This window comes from Thiomicrorhabdus sp. (assembly GCF_041583835.1).
Lineage (GTDB): Bacteria > Pseudomonadota > Gammaproteobacteria > Thiomicrospirales > Thiomicrospiraceae > Thiomicrorhabdus.
The window spans coordinates 1-16,087 of record NZ_JBFHFC010000032.1; the positions used below are offsets into that span (position 1 = coordinate 1).

The window sequence follows — 16,087 nt, forward strand, 5'->3', positions numbered from 1 at the left end:
ATGACCCTGCATAGGGGCGGTACCCAGTAGTGAGTAAACCTGTTCACCGGAATAACCGAATTTCTTCAAGTATTCGATCGCGTTCAAACAAGCTTGCTGATAAGCCACGTTCACATCTAGGTAGTGCTGTTTGCCGTCACTGTCAACAGAGATACCTTCGAATACGACGTAATCGTTATAATGTGGTGTCATTACGCTTGGCTTGAAGACAGGGTTCTTGATTGCATATTTGCGCATACCGTCTTTGATCAAGTTAACGCGTAGGTGAATCCATCCCGCCATCTCAATCGCACCACAGAAAGTGATCTCACCGTCACCCTGGCTGAAGTGAAGGTCACCGACTGACAAACCAGCGTCTTTTACATAAACAGGGAAGTAGATTTTAGAACCTTTTGTAAGGTCCTTGATATCACAGTTACCACCGTGTTCACGTGGAGGAACGGTACGTGCCGCTTCTTTTGCCGCTTCTTTCGCAGCGTCAGGTTTCATTTGACCCATGTGCGCCGAGTCAGCGTAAGGAAGTGTCGCCAAAGCAGGAACGCGATCCGGTTCTGTGTCATACAGTTCTTTTTCACGCTCGTTCCACTCTTTCAACATCTCTTTTGATGGAAGACATCCGATTAGACCAGGGTGCATCAAACCGGCGAATTCAACTCCAGGAATGTGGCGTGATTTGGTGAAGATACCGTTGAAGTCCCAGATAGTCTTCTGTGCTTCAGGATAGTAGTCGGTTAGGAATCCACCGCCGTTCTGCTTTGAAAACAGACCGTTGAAACCCCAGTTGCTTTCTGCAAAAGTTCCGATATCCATGATATCTACTTCAAGCAAATCGCCTGGTTCAGCGCCTTCGATACCGACAGGACCCGAAAGGAAGTGTACTTGAGTTAAGTCAACGTCGCGAACGTCGGAAGCGTCGTCGCTGCTGTCAATCTGACCACCGGTCCAGTCAACACACTCGATGATGAAGTCATCGCCCGGCTTAACCATCTTAACCATCGGGATATCTGGGTGCCAACGGTTGTGGATATTGTCATTTTCGTAAGCGGATTTAGTAAGGTCGACTTTAATGATAGTTTCGGCCATTTTGGTTCTCCTGTTGTATAAATTTAACTTGGTTTAGGTTAAACAGATAAAAATGACGCAACTTTATCTTCGTCGACTTCATTGCGCGGCTGATCGTGAATGATCGCGCCTTTTTCAATAACGATAATTCGGTCGGCTACATCCAGAGCGAAGCTCAAAACCTGCTCGGAAACGATGATCGACAAACCGCGGGAATCGCGGATTTCTTTCAAGGTGTGTGCCATTTCCTTAATGATCGAAGGCTGGATACCTTCGGTTGGTTCGTCCAATAATAGAACTTCCGGGTTGCTTGCTAGCGCACGGGCGATCGCAAGTTGCTGCTGCTGACCACCTGACAGGTTACCGCCGCGGCGTTTGCTCATTTCACGCAGAACCGGAAAAATGTTGTACAGGTCTTCTGGCACTTCGGTTTCGCCGGTAGTGGTCAGTCCTGTTTCAATGTTTTCTTTTACGGTCATAGTTGAAAAAATCATGCGTCCCTGTGGAACGAAACCGAGTCCGGCTTTGACACGTTCGTGACTTTTCATGCCGATCAGTTCTTTGTCGCCTAGCTTGACGCTTCCGGACTTCGAAGGAATCATGCCGATTAGGGATTTCATCAAGGTGGTTTTCCCCATCCCGTTACGGCCCATGATGGCGATGATTTCATTCTTTTTAAGGGAGAGGTTCAAGCCTTTGATAACTTCGCTTTCTCCATAAGCTACATGCAAATCTTGTATATCTAACATCTCTTTACTCCCTTAGTGTCCCAGGTAAACTTCAATAACTTTCGGATCGTTTTGGACTTTTTCCATCGATCCTTCCGAAAGTACCTTTCCTTGGTGAAGTACCGTCACTTTGTCGGCAATTTCTTCAACGAAGTGCATGTCGTGCTCGATAACAAGAATTGAACGGTCTTTGGTGATTTTCTGAAGTAGTTCTGCGGTTTGCTTACGTTCGGAAACCGACATCCCGGCAACCGGTTCGTCCAGCATTAGAAGTTCCGGATCCTGAATCAAAAGCATCCCGATCTCAAGCCACTGCTTCTGGCCGTGGCTGAGTAGAGCGGCTTGACTATCCAATTTGTCTTCCAAGAAGATCATCGAAGCGATCTCGTTGACCTTGTCGATAACTTCCTGATCGCGGCTGAAAGTCAGAGCGCCCCAGACCTTTTTACCTTTCGGATAAGAGAGTTCCAGGTTTTCGAACACCGTCAAATCTTCATAGATAGACGGGTTCTGGAACTTTCTTCCAACGCCGGCATGGACGATTTCATGCTCTTTAAGCTTGGTCAGTTCCTTGCCTTTAAACTTGATTGAGCCTTCGGTCGCTTTGGTACGTCCGCAGATCAAATCCAGTACGGTCGTTTTACCGGCCCCGTTCGGACCGACGATGACTCGGATTTCCTGTTCTTCGATGTATAAGGACACGTCGTTTACGGCCTTGAATCCATCGAACGAAACCGTAAGCCCTTCAATAGTTAATACAAAATCTTTTTGTTGGTACATGGTGTTCTCCAATACCTAAATCATTAATCGTTAATTATTCGTCGGCTTACTTGTCTTGCGTCGACTTGAATTTTTTATTCAGCAATGGCTGTACATAGGATTCGTAGATGCCTGCCAATCCTTTAGGGAATGCAAGTACCACGGCGATGAACAAACCACCCATCGCGAAAAGCCATAGTTCAGGGTAAGATTCGGAAAGAATCGTCTTAGCCCAGTTAACAATTAACGCTCCATAAACCGCACCGAAAATGGACAGGTTTCCACCTACCGCTGCGAAGATAACCATTTCGATCGAAGGTACGATCCCGATCAACGAAGGCGACATGAATCCGACCTGAAGGGTGAACATGGCACCACCAAGAGCAGAGAAAACACCGGCGACACAGAAGATGAAAATCTTGAAGTTTGCAACGTCGTAACCCGAGAAGCGAACACGGTCTTCACTGTCACGCATCGCAACCAGCAGACGCCCAAGCTTACTCTTGCGGATATATTGAGCCACTACCAATGTTGCCAATAACAGAATCGAGTTGACGAAGTACAGGATGTATTTAGCGGAATCCGTACGGATGTCCCATCCCAACAAGGTTCTCAAGTCGGTGATACCGTTTACACCACCGGTGTAACCCTGCTGACCGATAACCAAAATGGTCATGATTGCAGCGATCGCCTGAGTGATGATTGCGAAGTACACCCCGCCGACTCGACGTTTGAACATCGCAGCACCGATGATGTAGGCAAACAAAGCCGGTAGAGCGAAGATGGCGAAAATGGTGAATCCTAGGCTGTGGAACGGTTCCCAGAACCATGGAAGTTCCGTTAACTGGTTCCAGTCCATAAAGTCAGGAATCCCCGGAGTCGACTGGATCTTGGTGTTTTCAGGGGATGAAGCCTCAAGCTTCAGGAACATCGCCATGGCGTATCCACCGATCCCGAAGAAGATACCCTGACCCAAACTCAGGATACCGCCTAGACCCCATGAAAGAACCAATCCCAACGCAACAAATGCGAAGGTCAGGTACTTTCCGATCAGGTTCAGTCGGAAGATATCGAATAATAGTGGCAGTGCGACCAACAGGATCGCAGCCAATATCAGGAATGATATGACATCATTCTTAGGGGTTAATGAACGTAGTTTACTTTGTAGCATCTTATTATTCTCCTAGCGACGGACTTTAAGTGAGAACAAGCCTTGTGGTCGAAGCATCAGAATCACAATGACTGTTAATAGCGTTAATACCTTCGCCATGGAACCGCTCATAAAGAACTCCATGATCGACTGTGCTTGCGAAATACTGAATGCAGACGCAATTGTTCCCAGAAGACTTGCCGCTCCACCAAATACAACAACCAGGAAGGTGTCAACGATGTACAGCTGTCCGGAAGTAGGACCGGTTGAACCGATCATGGTGAATGTCGCACCGGCGATACCTGCGATACCGCAACCCAGTGCAAATGTGAATCTATCGACTCGTGCCGTATCAATACCGACGGCACCTGCCATTGCACGGTTTAGAACAACCGCTCGAGATTGCTTACCTTTTCTGGACTTCTGTAAGAAAAGGAATACGCCAATGGTAATAACCAGTGTGATCACCATAACGATCATTCCGTTTACCGGAATTTCGATCGAGTCGCTCACGGCATAAGAACCCATCATCCAGTCAGGAAGCGTAACTCCTACTTCACGAGGACCGAAAATGGTTCTGTAAAGCTGTTGAAGGATCAAGCTAAGTCCCCAAGTTGCCAGAAGGGTATCAAGCGGGCGCTTATATAGGTGTCTGATCAAGGTCCATTCGACCAAAGATCCGAGGAGGAAGGTTCCTATGAAAGCAAATATCATCGCTATGAAGAAGTAAATGCCGAACAGTTCAGGCAGATACGTCGAGAACAGATTCGAGGTCAGATACGTGATATAGGCACCCAGAATCATGAATTCCCCGTGCGCCATGTTAATGACCCCCATTTGCCCGAAAATGATCGCCAGACCAAGCGCCATCAACAACAGCACCGAGAATAGGATCAGGCCGGCAAAGCCCTGCATCGCAAAAATAGAGCCCAGTTCGGCCCAAGTGTAGTCAGCAAACATTTATTTTTCCTCCTGGCAGGTAAAATAATCTAAATAAAAAAATCAAAAGTGTTCTTGGCACGTTGGACACCTAATTAAAGGCTCTATGCTGGATTAGAGCCTTTAATTAGGTGCAGCCCATTAAGCGGACTGCACGCGGTTAACTTACTGGTAACCTTTAGGGAATGGGTTTGGTTCAATCAAGTCTTTAGACTCGTAAACCACTTCAAATGTACCATCCGCTTTAGCGTGACCAATACGTGACTTAGACCATAGGTGGTGGTTAGGGTGAACCTTAACGTAACCTTCAGGAGCTGTAGTCAATTCGATACCAGGAAGCGTTTTCTTGATAGCGTCAACATCGAAAGAACCTGCTTTTTCAACAGCTGCTTTCCACAACCAAGGACCAAGGTAAGCCGCTTGAGTTACGTCACCGATAACACTCTTTTCGCCCCACATCTTCTTGAATTCTGCAACGAACTTCTTGTTGTTGTCGTTAGGCAGACTCTGGAAGTACTTCATTGAAGCGTAAAGACCGTTAACGTTCTCACCACCGATACCTAGGATTTCATCTTCGGTAACAGAAAGAGTAAGTACTAATGGCTTCTCTTTAGTTAGATCGATACCAGCTGCATTAAGCTGCTTGTAGAATGCAACGTTAGAACCACCAACAACGGTTGTGAAGATAACGTCAGGCTTCTTAAGTTTGATCTTGTTGATTACAGAGTTGAACTGAGTGTGACCTAGTGGGTAGTACTCTTCACCTACAACTTTCAAACCAAGCTTCTCGATGTGCTTACGAGCGATCTTGTTTGAAGTACGTGGCCAGATGTAGTCAGAACCTAGCAAGAAGAATTTCTTCGCGCCTTTGGTTTCTTTAGCCCAGTCGATACCTTTAAGGATCTGCTGAGTCGCTTCCTGACCTGTATAGATTACGTTAGGAGACTGTTCCAACCCTTCGTAGAAAGTAGGGTAGAAAAGCATACCGTTGTACTGTTCAAAAACAGGAAGAGCCGCTTTACGTGAAGCAGATGTCCAGCATCCGAATACCGCCGCTACTTTGTCGTTTACAAGTAGTTTTTTAGATTTTTCAGCGAAAGTAGGCCAGTCACTCGCACCATCTTCCTGGATGTATTCGATCTTGCGTCCCAATACACCACCCATATCGTTGATCTGTTGGATAGCTAGCTTTTCAGCCTGAACGGAACCCGTTTCACTGATCGCCATAGTCCCGGTGATTGAGTGAAGGATACCTACTTTTACAGTATCGTCAGTAACCGCTAGACCAGTCGTGTTAACGTCTGCTGCGTAAGCGCTTGAAGCAAGAACCATAGCTGCAGGAAGTGCTGCCAAGCCTTTTAGTAAAGTACGACGGGAAGTCCCTAGTCGACTTGATGAAATCGTTTTTTTCATGAGTTTTTAGCCTCTTGTTTTGAACATTCAGTGGTTAAATGGACATTAAAGTCAGCTATGTCTAGCAGGAGACGTGCCATAAGGTAAAAATAGTTTATTTACAGGAAACATTGATGAAGTGTTGATTGGTGGTTTATTCAGATGCACATCAATGGTGCTTTATTTGTAATTTTGTGGTGCTGTGGAAGGGGGCTTTAATCAAGAAGGTGCAATTGTGTTTGAGTTTTGGAGGGGGCTTGGTCTGCTTGCAGGGGTAAATTAAGGCGAATGTGAGAGGTTGCTATGGGGTTTGTGTGCAAATGTGTGATGGCGTTTTGAAAGCGTGGTGTGGATCAGGACTGAAATGGTTTGAATCTAGGTGGAGGGAGTGAGTGTTGAGGAAGGTGGTGAAGAGCATCCTGGGAGGATGCTCTGATGGTATTACCGTTGATTCTATGGAAAGAACGGCTTGCTGTGATATTAAAGCTTACAAGCCCCGCCTGCGCATCCGTCATCTTCTTGAGAATCGTCTGCACCGTCTCGGGTGTTATGGTAATAAAGTGTTTTCAAGCCCATCTTGTATGCAAGCAATAAGTCTTGAAGAATTAACTTGACCGGAACCTTGTCTTCATCGAAGCGAGCCGGATCGTAGTTCGTGTTCGCCGAGATGGCCTGATCAACAAATTTTTGCATGATGCCGACCAGTTGTAGGTAACCCTTATTGTTTGGGATATGCCATAAAAGTTCGTAATCATCTCGGTGCTCTTTGAAGCCCGGTACCACTTGTTTCAAAATACCGTCTTTCGACGCTTTAACAGAAACATAACCACGCGGTGGCTCGATGCCGTTCGTTGAGTTGGTGATCTGCGAAGAGGTTTCACAAGGCATGAGCGCAGTCAGTGTCGAGTTGCGCAAGCCGTGTTGTTGAATCTCTTCACGCAGGGTTTCCCAATCCAGGTGCAGCGGTTCATTACAGACATCGTTCAAATCTTTCTTATAAGTATCGATTGGTAGAATGCCTTGAGAGTAAGTCGTTTCATTAAAGTATTCGCAACGCCCAAGTTCTTTGGAAAGGTTGTTCGATGCTTTAAGAAGATGGTACTGAATCGCTTCGAAAGTGCGATGAACCAAACCGTTAGCCGAACCATCGGAATATTTAGTGTGGTTTTTAGCCAGATAATATGCCAGGTTGGTAACACCGATACCCAAAGTTCTTCTTCCCATACTGGCGCGACGTGCCGCTTCGACAGGGTAGTCCTGATAATCAAGTAGGCTGTCTAGGGCTCGGACGATTAGATCGGAAAGCTGTTCAAGCTCGTCTAGATTTTCGAGTGCGCCCAGGTTGAATGCAGAAAGCGTACACAATGCAATTTCACCGTTAGGATCTTCAACCGAATCAAGCGGCTTGGTCGGTAAAGCAATTTCAAGACACAAGTTGGATTGGTGAACCGGAGCCTGTTTTGGATCGAACGGACTGTGCGTGTTGCAGTGGTCGACGTTTTGAATATAGATACGACCGGTCTGTGCACGTTCCTGAGCGATTTGCGTGAACAGGTCCAAAGCTTTGACTTTCTTTTTGCGGATGCTTTCATCCACTTCATAAATTTTGTAAAGACGTTCGAACTCTTCCTGGTCTTCAAAGAAAGCATCATAAAGTCCGGGAACATCGGAAGGGCTGAATAGAGCAATCTCACCGCCTTCGATCATGCGCTGATACATCAAGCGGTTGATTTGTACACCGTAATCCAAATGACGGGCACGGTTCTCTTCAACCCCTCGGTTGTTCTTCAATACGATTAGGGATTCAACTTCCAAATGCCAGATCGGGAAGAATAAGGTGGCCGCACCACCACGAACACCGCCCTGGGAGCAGGATTTGACCGCTGTCTGGAAGTGTTTGATAAATGGGATCATCCCTGTGTGATAGGCCTCACCGCCTCGAATTTCACTTCCAAGCGCGCGGATTCGTCCGACATTTACCCCGATACCGGCACGTTCTGAAACGTATTTGACGATCGATGATGAAGTCGCGTTGATAGAGTCAAGCGAGTCACCGCACTCAATCAGTACGCAGGAACTGAACTGGCGAGTCGGAGTACGTACGCCCGACATGATCGGCGTCGGTAAAGATAGCTTGAACAGGGACGCCGCATCGTAGAAATCTTTAATATATTGCAGACGCGTTTCAGTTGGGTAGTGTGCGAATAAACACATCGGAACCAGCATGTAAATGAACTGCGGGCTTTCGTAAATTTTACCTGTGACGCGGTTTTGCACCAGGTATTTACCTTCAAGCTGTTTAACGGCCGCGTAGCTGAAGTTCATGTCACGGTCGTGCTGAATGTAGGTATCCAGTTCGTCGATTTCGGATTTTGTGTAATCTTCGAGTACCTGTGCATCGTACAAACGTGTGCGAACCATTTTGTTTAAGTGTTCGAACAACGTTGGTGGTGTAAAACGGTCAAATGCTTTTTTGCGCAAGTGAAAGATTGCCAAACGTGCTGCAAGGTGTTGATAGTCAGGTGCGCTTTCGGAAATCAGGTCTGCCGCGGATTTAACGATGGTTTCGTGAATGTCCGAAGTGGTGATCCCATCATAAAACTGGATGTGAGAGCGTAATTCCACTTCTGATACGGAAACATTTTCTAAACCTTCCGCAGCCCAAGTAATCACTCTATGAATTTTTTCTAAATCAATGGCTTCCGTGGTGCCATTACGTTTGGTGACTTGGATGTTCTGATTCGTCATGAGCTTTTTTAGACCTGTGTATAAAAAGTTGGCAATGGTTTTTTATCTTAAAAATGGTTTTTTTAGCAAATTCAGAAGCTTATGGGTGTAAGGGAAATTACACTCTAATTTATATAACTAATGCATTGTGCCTTGCAAATTATGTACTACTAGATATGGTTAGATTTTATATTTGCTAACGCAAAATATAGTGGATTTTTGAATTTCATGCAATACTCCAAAAACACGGGTTTTTAACTAAACCGACTGTAAATTCCTGTGGAAAACTTCATAGAGTGCGTGAAAATCAACGACTTTGAGGGCTGTGGATAACTTTGTGAGTTTATTTAAAAAATAATAAATAAATTTTTCTATTGGCGGGTAAAAAATTCTATCCCTATTTTTATGGGGTATTTGTAAAAAATCGGTTGGCTTTTTGCATTATCTATTGTAGTAAGCATTTTGCGTCAGTTTATGCAAAAAGCGAGATGGGAATAAAGTGGGGCGGAATAATGTGAAGCGGGACGAACCGAATTAAATGGGTTTTTATAATTCGCTTTCGCCACAGACGAGGTTTCGACCTTTCGATTTTGCCAGGTAAAGACATTGGTCTACTCGATGAAACAGTTTGTCGAGTTCTTCTCCCATCTGGTACATCGCCACTCCGGCAGAAATGGTGAGTTTCAGGGTTTGATGGCTCGACTTGATTTGCAAAGGTCGGGCCTCGATTTTTTTACGGATATTGTTCGCCACCTGTCGAGCCGAGTCGTAAGTGGTATCCGGTAAGATGACAACAAACTCTTCTCCGCCGAAGCGGGCGATGCTGTCTTGTCCTTTCGTTTCGTTATGAAGCAATTTCGCAACATATCTTAAAACGCTGTCGCCGATAAGATGGCCGAAAGTATCGTTGACGTTTTTGAAATGATCGAGGTCCAGAAGAATAATGGCAAAACTCGACTGAGACTCTTGCGCATGCTGACTGGCCTTGTTGATAATTTCGTTGAATCCGCGGCGATTAGGAATGTTGGTTAGCTCGTCTGTTTTGGCAATGACGGAGGTGCGTTCCAATTCGTCTTTCAGTAAGCGGATTTCTTCCGTTGATTTAATGATCTGTTTTTGCAGTTCATTCGTGCCATCGAACAGGTCGTGCATAATCGGAAGGATTGTTTCCTTCAAGGGCTTTTGAGCTTCCTCGGGAAGACTTAGATTATCGAGTGCTTTGAGCTGCTCGTTTAGCAATTCTTTCTTGCCGGCATTTTCATCGATCCAGCGGCTTAATTTGGAAAGCAGCTCGTTCAGGACCGTACAGGCTTGTTCTGTCGGCAGAGTTTTATAGAGTAATTGCGTGATTAATTCGATATACAGGGTTTCCGCCATTTCGTCATCATAATTGCCTTGGCGGATGATGCGATCAACTTCTTCGCTAAAGTAAGGGTCGGCTTGGCTTAACCATTCATAGATTAAAGTGAAGTGGACCGGGTTTTCGCTAAGTTTAAGTTCGTTGATTTTAGCAAGGCTTTTTTGAGACAGAGCGGAACTGCTTGTTTCGGCTTTAGCATAGCGCTGTATAACGGAGGTTGTTTTGCGGTTCACTCTATGGCACCAATTCTGTATTTAGATAACATGTTTTATGCGGAATTAAATTAATTTTCATACTATCTTAAAGGTTTGTTTGTTTAAAGTTAAATTTTTTAGATGTGCGGGTTTCATTTTTTTGTAACAAAGTGGTCATATGGTTGTTACTTGGCTTTTTTAAACTAGGCGGGTTTTTAAATCTATCCAGGAGAAGTGTTATGAAAAAGTTATTGATTGCCGCATTGGTATCAAGCGTAATGGCTGGTTGTGCTGTAAACCAGGAAAAGCCTGCAGAAGTAAGTAAAGTAGAAGCTAAAGCAGCTGAACAAACGTTGAATAACGACGATCTATATGTGGTTTACCACGACGGTCGTATGAACGTATTTTACGATGCGGCTTTGTATAAAGATTTCTTAGTAATGGGTGAAACACCATTCCGTAAAACTTTTATCGGTGCTGGTCCAAAAGGTGAAACAGTTGTTCACGGTCTAACTAAAGCAGACAAGAAAAAGTTGGAAGGTATCCCTTCAATCGATATGTTGGAAGGTCGTTTGGCTCCGGCAGAACCTTTCTACGGTGAAATCGTAGCTGACGGTCGTATTAATGTATTCGACAACTGGGATTTGTTTAAAGCATTCATGGCTCACGGTGAAGTTCCATATCGTTTGACTGATATCGGTGCTGGCCCAAAAGGTGAAACAGTTGTTTATGCTTTGACTAAAGAAACTAAGAAGAAGCGCCCTGAAGCGTTGATTGCTAAATTCAAAGCGTTTCACGCAATGTAATTAGTTTTTCTTTACAGTTTGATGTAGAGACAAAAAGGCCGGGAATTCCCGGCCTTTTTTGTTTATTTGCGTGCACTTTCATGTAAAGGGCATGTCTGTATGCCTAATAAGCTGTACAGCGGGCACCAGCGTAATAATCCAGTTAAAAGTGGGATGATTCCAATGTATCCCCAAACCCCGATTAAATCCGTGATGGTCGCGATGACCAGGACTAATCCAACGACAATGCGAATAATTTGATCAAGTCTGCCGACATTCATTAAAAACTCCTTTAAATTTTTGAGTGCTTATAAATGGTTTTCCGGTGTTGCTTTGAATATACTGTGCCTATATTGAATGGGTGTCAATAGTGATTGGATTCTAATAATATTGATGCCTATTAAAATGTCTTATACGTGTTTATTTAAAATTTACTTCTTTGTTTGTCGGAGCCATTTTGTCGGAAAACAGTCACGGAGATGAACTCCCAAAACTTCCCGGAGAAAATTATTCCAGCCGGATTCGTGCCCGGTTTTGGATTACCGGTGAAAAGCAAGGCTATCTTGGGATTGGGCGTATTCAGTTGTTAGAAAATATCGCCCGTTACGGTTCGATCAATCGAGCCGCTAAAGAGATGGGGATGTCCTATAAGAGGGCCTGGAAGTTAATCGAAGAACTGAATCAGATGTCTGATCGTCCTTTAGTGTTGAAAGCTCAAGGCGGAAAATCCGGAGGCGGAACCTCGTTGACCGAAGAAGGCGAGTCCATGATAAAGCGCTTCCGTGAGCTGGAATCCGAGCTGATTTCTTTTCTGGAGAATGCTTCCAAAAAGTTTTGAGCGTTTTTTGGAATTTGTCCTCAAAAAAGTCTGCTATATGTGTTGACATATCTTTCTAAAAATCTATAATACGCGCATTCTTTTTGGCTACATAGCTCAGCTGGTTAGAGCACATCACTCATAATGATGGGGTCCCAAGTTCGAATCTCGGTGTAGCCACCATATTTCTAAAAACCCGCCTAGTGCGGGTTTTTTTATGTCTTAACTTTCCTGTATTTCTTGATGCCTTTAACTGTGGTGCATTTTGCTGTCATGTTTTGTGGCAAGGTTTGTGCGATCTTGGTGCCGTTTTGTTTTGGAATCGGTCGGAAACAATGATGGGTATTGGCCTTGATTAGCGGGCTAGGTGATTTTTTTCTGTCGGCTTTTGTCGCAGTTTGTGCACATTTATGAGTCGTCATCATTATGATTTTACTGCCTTTTATAGAATCTGTTTGGGTCTTCATAAGACCTTGATATTGCTGTGGATAAAGGCGGTTTATGTCGAACTATAAAATTATGGAATGTGGCTTGCTTATTTCCCTACTTTAATTGTTAATCTTTGATGGGGAAGATATGCAAGGAAGTTCCAATTCATATAGAGAGTTCATTCAGTATTTACCACAAGTGAAAAAGTATCTTTCTGAGTTGGAGCATCAGGATCTTTGGTGGACAACGGTTGCCATGGTCGGAAAGATCAATAACGAGAACATCGATCCGCAGTTGCTGGTGTCGATTGTGGAAACCCAGAAAGAATTCCAGCAGCTTCGCGACGTGATGATCGAGGGATTGATCGGTCGTTATATGAATCAGGCAAACAGCGAAATCATTCTTAAGGCCCAGGCGGCCATCGATATTCTTATCCGTAACCTGTTCGAGCGTACTGCCGATGTCGGTTTTTTAGCCACCGACGACGACTTGGTCGATTATATGGCGGCCGAAAGTCTCAGTGAGGACGATCGCGCATTCATCCATCGCCGTATTGAAGAGTATGTAGCTAAATATACGGTTTACGATGACGTGTTGTTGGTTTCCCCGAGCGGTGAGGTCAAGGCCAAGCTTGACGATAACAATCCGGTGGAAAAGAGTAACGATCCGATTATTCATCAGGCTTTGACAACGGATGAGGAATATCTTGAAGTTTACCGTCATTCCGATTTGTTTCCGGGAAAACCGGCCAGTTTGATTTACGCTAAGAAAATTGAGGCGGATATCGGCGGAAGAAGGCAGCCGGTCGGTGTGTTGTGTTTGAGTTTCAACTTCGAAGATGAAATGGAACGACTGTTTAGGACGTTGAACTCAGATCAGGGTGGTTACGGAATTTCCCTGCTGGACGATCAGGGACGCGTCATGGTGTCGAGTATGCCTAACAAATATGCAGTCGGCGAAAAGAGGGTGGATCCGCAGGGCTTTAGTCTGCCGGTTCGAGTCGGAGGCAATCTGCACTATGCGACCAAGACCGTCGGTTATCAAGGATTTCACGGCCTGCCGTGGTATGGTTATGTGGATGTGCCTAATGAAGTGGCTTTTGACGATAAAAGCAGCGGTAAAGATTTGAATGTCACCATTCCGAAAGACTCGCCTTTGTATTTAAGGGACCTTGAGGAAACCAATCTAAAGGTCAGTACGTTGCTGCTGATCGTCATTCTTAACGGTAAGATCATTTCCATCAAGCGTGATGTAAAAGCCTTTTTGCCGATCCTGGATAGTTTCCAAGATATTAGTGTGGATATTCAGGAAATATTCAGTAGTTTCATCGAACATACTCACCACGTTTTGGTTAAAACGATTCAGGGAAAGGTTGCGTTCAGTGCGACGTTGGCGGTTGAGGTCATGGACCGTAACCTTTACGAGCGCGCCAACGATTGTCGCTGGTGGGCGTTGAACAGTACTTTCCGCAAGATATTGACCAGTCATAACGAAACGCATTCGATCTCGGCGGATCAAACCCGTTCGTTGTGTGATGTTTTGTCCTATATCAATAAGCTTTACACGGTTTATACCAATATTATGTTGTATGACCGTCAAGGCAAGATTCTGGCGGTTTCCAATCCGGCCGAAAACGAATTGATCGGCACGGTTCTGCCGAGGCCTTCCGATACTTCCCGCTGCATGGGGTTGAGAGATACTCAAGCTTATGTGGTATCCGATTTTCATAAAACCGAATTGTATGGCGGCGAGTATACCTATATCTATCATGCGGCCGTTAAGGACTGGAACGATCTCGATCGTAATGTGGGAGGGATTGCCCTGGTGTTCGACAGTAAGCCGGAACTCAAGGCGATGTTGGAGGAGACGCAACCCAAGTACATCAATCAATTGATTAACGATACAACGTTTAGTGTTTTTGTTGACCGTCAGGGAAGTGTGATCTCTTCCACCTTGGCTGGGCTTGAAGTGGGTTCGGATTTGGAAATTCCATCGCAGGTGCTGAGTGCTGAAAAAGGACAGAGTGATACGGTTTATTGGGAGTGGCGCGGTAAGCCGTATTTATTAGGTTACCGTGTTGGCGAGGGTTATCGCGAATATAAGAATGGGGATGGTTACGAAAATGACGTCATTGCCTTGGTGATGACCGGTATCTGATGATTCGATTGTCCTTTTGTTGAATTCTTTTTTGTAACGGCCGCTTTTGCGGTCGTTTTCTTTTGTGCCATATTGGGGTGCATGATAGTTTAATAACGGTGCATTAAAGGCTCGTTAAAATCGATGAAAAAATTATTGTTTTTAGCTAATACAATGATTTTATTGAAAATAAAGTAAATTGGCTTTTGATGTGTTATGCCTGTTATTACGTTTTTAAAGAAATGTAATAAATAGGCGAAAAAATGCAGTTATTACCCAAGACATGGTTTACCCCAAGAGCATCGTTAGATGCACAATCTCGCTTCACTCTGACTTTAGCCAGTTTCTTACTTCCGTTGCTGCTTTGGTCGTTGGTGAGCTACGTTCCTCAGATTTGGCATCCCAAGATTGAAATTACCAATTCGGGCGATGCGGGTTATTTGAGAGTGGGAATGTTGGTCGATAAAGAGATTTTCTATCGCGAAGTCGAAAAGAAAGTGTCCGAATCGAAAATTCCGCCGGAAGGTATCTCTTCCAACCCGGTATATTTGCCTGCACCTCATGAAGTGGCGACCGCTTTATATACGGCATTCACCACACCGCCAAAACGTAATAACGAACCTTGGCTGCACGAGAGCCTGTTGCACAGTATTCAAATCATTGCGCTTGGTTTCTTCTGGTCGGTATTGATCGGGGTTCCGCTGGGGATTTTGGCGGGTACTTACGAATCTATCTCAAAACTGGTCGAGCCTTTTACCGAATTCTTCCGCTATTTACCTGCACCGGCATTCGGCGCCTTAGCGGTCGCAATTCTAGGGATTTACGATGCGCCGAAGGTGGCCATTATCTTCATAGGAACCGTGTTCCAGATGATTTTGATCGTCGCCAATACCACCCGCAAGTTGAGCCCTGCGCTTATCGAAGCGGCATTGACTTTGGGTTGCAGCGGTATGTCATTGTTGAAGCGCGTCATTGTTCCGGGTGTATTGCCGGACCTATATCGTGATATGCGAATCTTACTGGGTTGGGCGTGGACTTATTTGATCGTAGCCGAATTGATCGGAACCAGCTCGGGGATTACTTGGTTCATCACCCAGCAGGCACGTTATAAGAATTTTGACAATGTGTTTGCGGCAATCTTGATTATCGGAATCATCGGTTTGGTAACCGACCTTATCCTGGCTTGGCTGGGCAGAAAATTCTTCCCGTGGCACAGCGGTTCAAAATAAGGAGTTAGAGGCTTATGAAACAAGAGAATAACCAAACTGACAAGCACGCTCTGGATGCGTATTACACGCCTGAAATCCTTGAACGTTTCGAGCGAATCGAAAAGCGACCTGTTGCCATAGAAGTGAAAAAATTGCAGAAGTCGTTCGAGCATAAAGGCCAAGTTAATCAGGTGTTGGGTGGAATCGATTTCGATACCTACCGACGCGAGTTTATGTGTGTGGTCGGCCCGTCCGGCTGTGGTAAGTCGACCTTGGCAAGAACCATTGCCGGATTGGAAACCGCGGACGACGGCGTCATGGTTGTCGCCGGTTCTCCGGTCGAAGGGCCGGGCCCGGATCGCGGCATGGTGTTTCAGCGCTATACCTTGTTCCCTTGGATG

The 16,087-nt window shown here is 45.2% G+C and carries 14 protein-coding genes and 1 tRNA gene; 6 read left to right on the forward strand and 9 right to left on the reverse strand.

What is annotated here, in order from left to right:
• The 8 genes from fmdA to ABY044_RS11675 form a co-directional block, all read right to left on the reverse strand.
• Positions 1–1,083: formamidase (gene fmdA / locus ABY044_RS11640; protein ID WP_373020859.1), on the reverse strand; the 1,083-nt coding region annotated here is incomplete at its 3' end.
• Positions 1,084–1,121: 38 nt separating this feature from the next.
• Positions 1,122–1,811: an urea ABC transporter ATP-binding subunit UrtE gene (gene urtE, locus ABY044_RS11645; protein WP_373020861.1), complete on the reverse strand. Its 690-nt coding sequence runs from the start codon at positions 1,809–1,811 to the stop codon at positions 1,122–1,124.
• A 12-nt stretch (positions 1,812–1,823) separates the two neighbouring features.
• Positions 1,824–2,570: an urea ABC transporter ATP-binding protein UrtD gene (gene urtD, locus ABY044_RS11650; protein WP_373020863.1), complete on the reverse strand. Its 747-nt coding sequence runs from the start codon at positions 2,568–2,570 to the stop codon at positions 1,824–1,826.
• 46 nt (positions 2,571–2,616) lie between these two features.
• On the reverse strand, positions 2,617–3,720 hold the full coding sequence (gene urtC, locus ABY044_RS11655) for an urea ABC transporter permease subunit UrtC (RefSeq protein WP_279419758.1): 1,104 nt from the start codon (positions 3,718–3,720) through the stop codon (positions 2,617–2,619).
• A 12-nt stretch (positions 3,721–3,732) separates the two neighbouring features.
• Positions 3,733–4,659 carry an urea ABC transporter permease subunit UrtB gene (gene urtB / locus ABY044_RS11660; RefSeq protein WP_373020864.1) on the reverse strand — a complete coding sequence of 309 codons (927 nt, stop codon included), beginning with the start codon at positions 4,657–4,659 and terminating at the stop codon, positions 3,733–3,735.
• 144 nt (positions 4,660–4,803) lie between these two features.
• On the reverse strand, positions 4,804–6,051 hold the full coding sequence (gene urtA, locus ABY044_RS11665; RefSeq protein WP_373020865.1) for an urea ABC transporter substrate-binding protein: 1,248 nt from the start codon (positions 6,049–6,051) through the stop codon (positions 4,804–4,806).
• Between the two features lie 459 nt (positions 6,052–6,510).
• Positions 6,511–8,778: a class 1a ribonucleoside-diphosphate reductase subunit alpha gene (gene nrdA, locus ABY044_RS11670; protein WP_373020866.1), complete on the reverse strand. Its 2,268-nt coding sequence runs from the start codon at positions 8,776–8,778 to the stop codon at positions 6,511–6,513.
• Positions 8,779–9,303: 525 nt separating this feature from the next.
• Positions 9,304–10,350 (reverse strand): GGDEF domain-containing protein, encoded by a 1,047-nt coding sequence (locus tag ABY044_RS11675; protein ID WP_373020868.1) that lies wholly within the window; start codon positions 10,348–10,350, stop codon positions 9,304–9,306.
• 200 nt (positions 10,351–10,550) lie between these two features.
• Here ABY044_RS11675 and ABY044_RS11680 point away from each other — a divergent pair, with 200 nt between their 5' ends.
• Positions 10,551–11,117, forward strand: a complete 567-nt coding sequence (locus ABY044_RS11680) for a hypothetical protein (RefSeq protein WP_373020870.1) — start codon at positions 10,551–10,553, stop codon at positions 11,115–11,117.
• A 62-nt stretch (positions 11,118–11,179) separates the two neighbouring features.
• Here ABY044_RS11680 and ABY044_RS11685 read toward each other — a convergent pair whose 3' ends face one another.
• Positions 11,180–11,377 carry a DUF2892 domain-containing protein gene (locus tag ABY044_RS11685; protein WP_373020872.1) on the reverse strand — a complete coding sequence of 66 codons (198 nt, stop codon included), beginning with the start codon at positions 11,375–11,377 and terminating at the stop codon, positions 11,180–11,182.
• 176 nt (positions 11,378–11,553) lie between these two features.
• On the opposite strand from ABY044_RS11685, the gene ABY044_RS11690 reads away from it, so the two are divergent.
• The 5 genes from ABY044_RS11690 to ABY044_RS11710 form a co-directional block, all read left to right on the forward strand.
• Positions 11,554–11,934 (forward strand): winged helix-turn-helix domain-containing protein, encoded by a 381-nt coding sequence (locus tag ABY044_RS11690; protein ID WP_373020874.1) that lies wholly within the window; start codon positions 11,554–11,556, stop codon positions 11,932–11,934.
• Positions 11,935–12,019: 85 nt separating this feature from the next.
• Positions 12,020–12,096 (forward strand) — tRNA-Met (locus ABY044_RS11695).
• Positions 12,097–12,489: 393 nt separating this feature from the next.
• Positions 12,490–14,499 carry a cache domain-containing protein gene (locus ABY044_RS11700; protein ID WP_373020875.1) on the forward strand — a complete coding sequence of 670 codons (2,010 nt, stop codon included), beginning with the start codon at positions 12,490–12,492 and terminating at the stop codon, positions 14,497–14,499.
• A gap of 242 nt (positions 14,500–14,741) precedes the next feature.
• Entirely contained in the window at positions 14,742–15,707 is a 966-nt protein-coding gene (locus tag ABY044_RS11705) for an ABC transporter permease subunit (RefSeq protein ID WP_373020877.1), read from the forward strand.
• Positions 15,708–15,721: 14 nt separating this feature from the next.
• Positions 15,722–16,087, forward strand: a 366-nt coding sequence (locus ABY044_RS11710) for an ATP-binding cassette domain-containing protein (RefSeq protein ID WP_373020879.1), incomplete at its 3' end; no start/stop codon positions are given.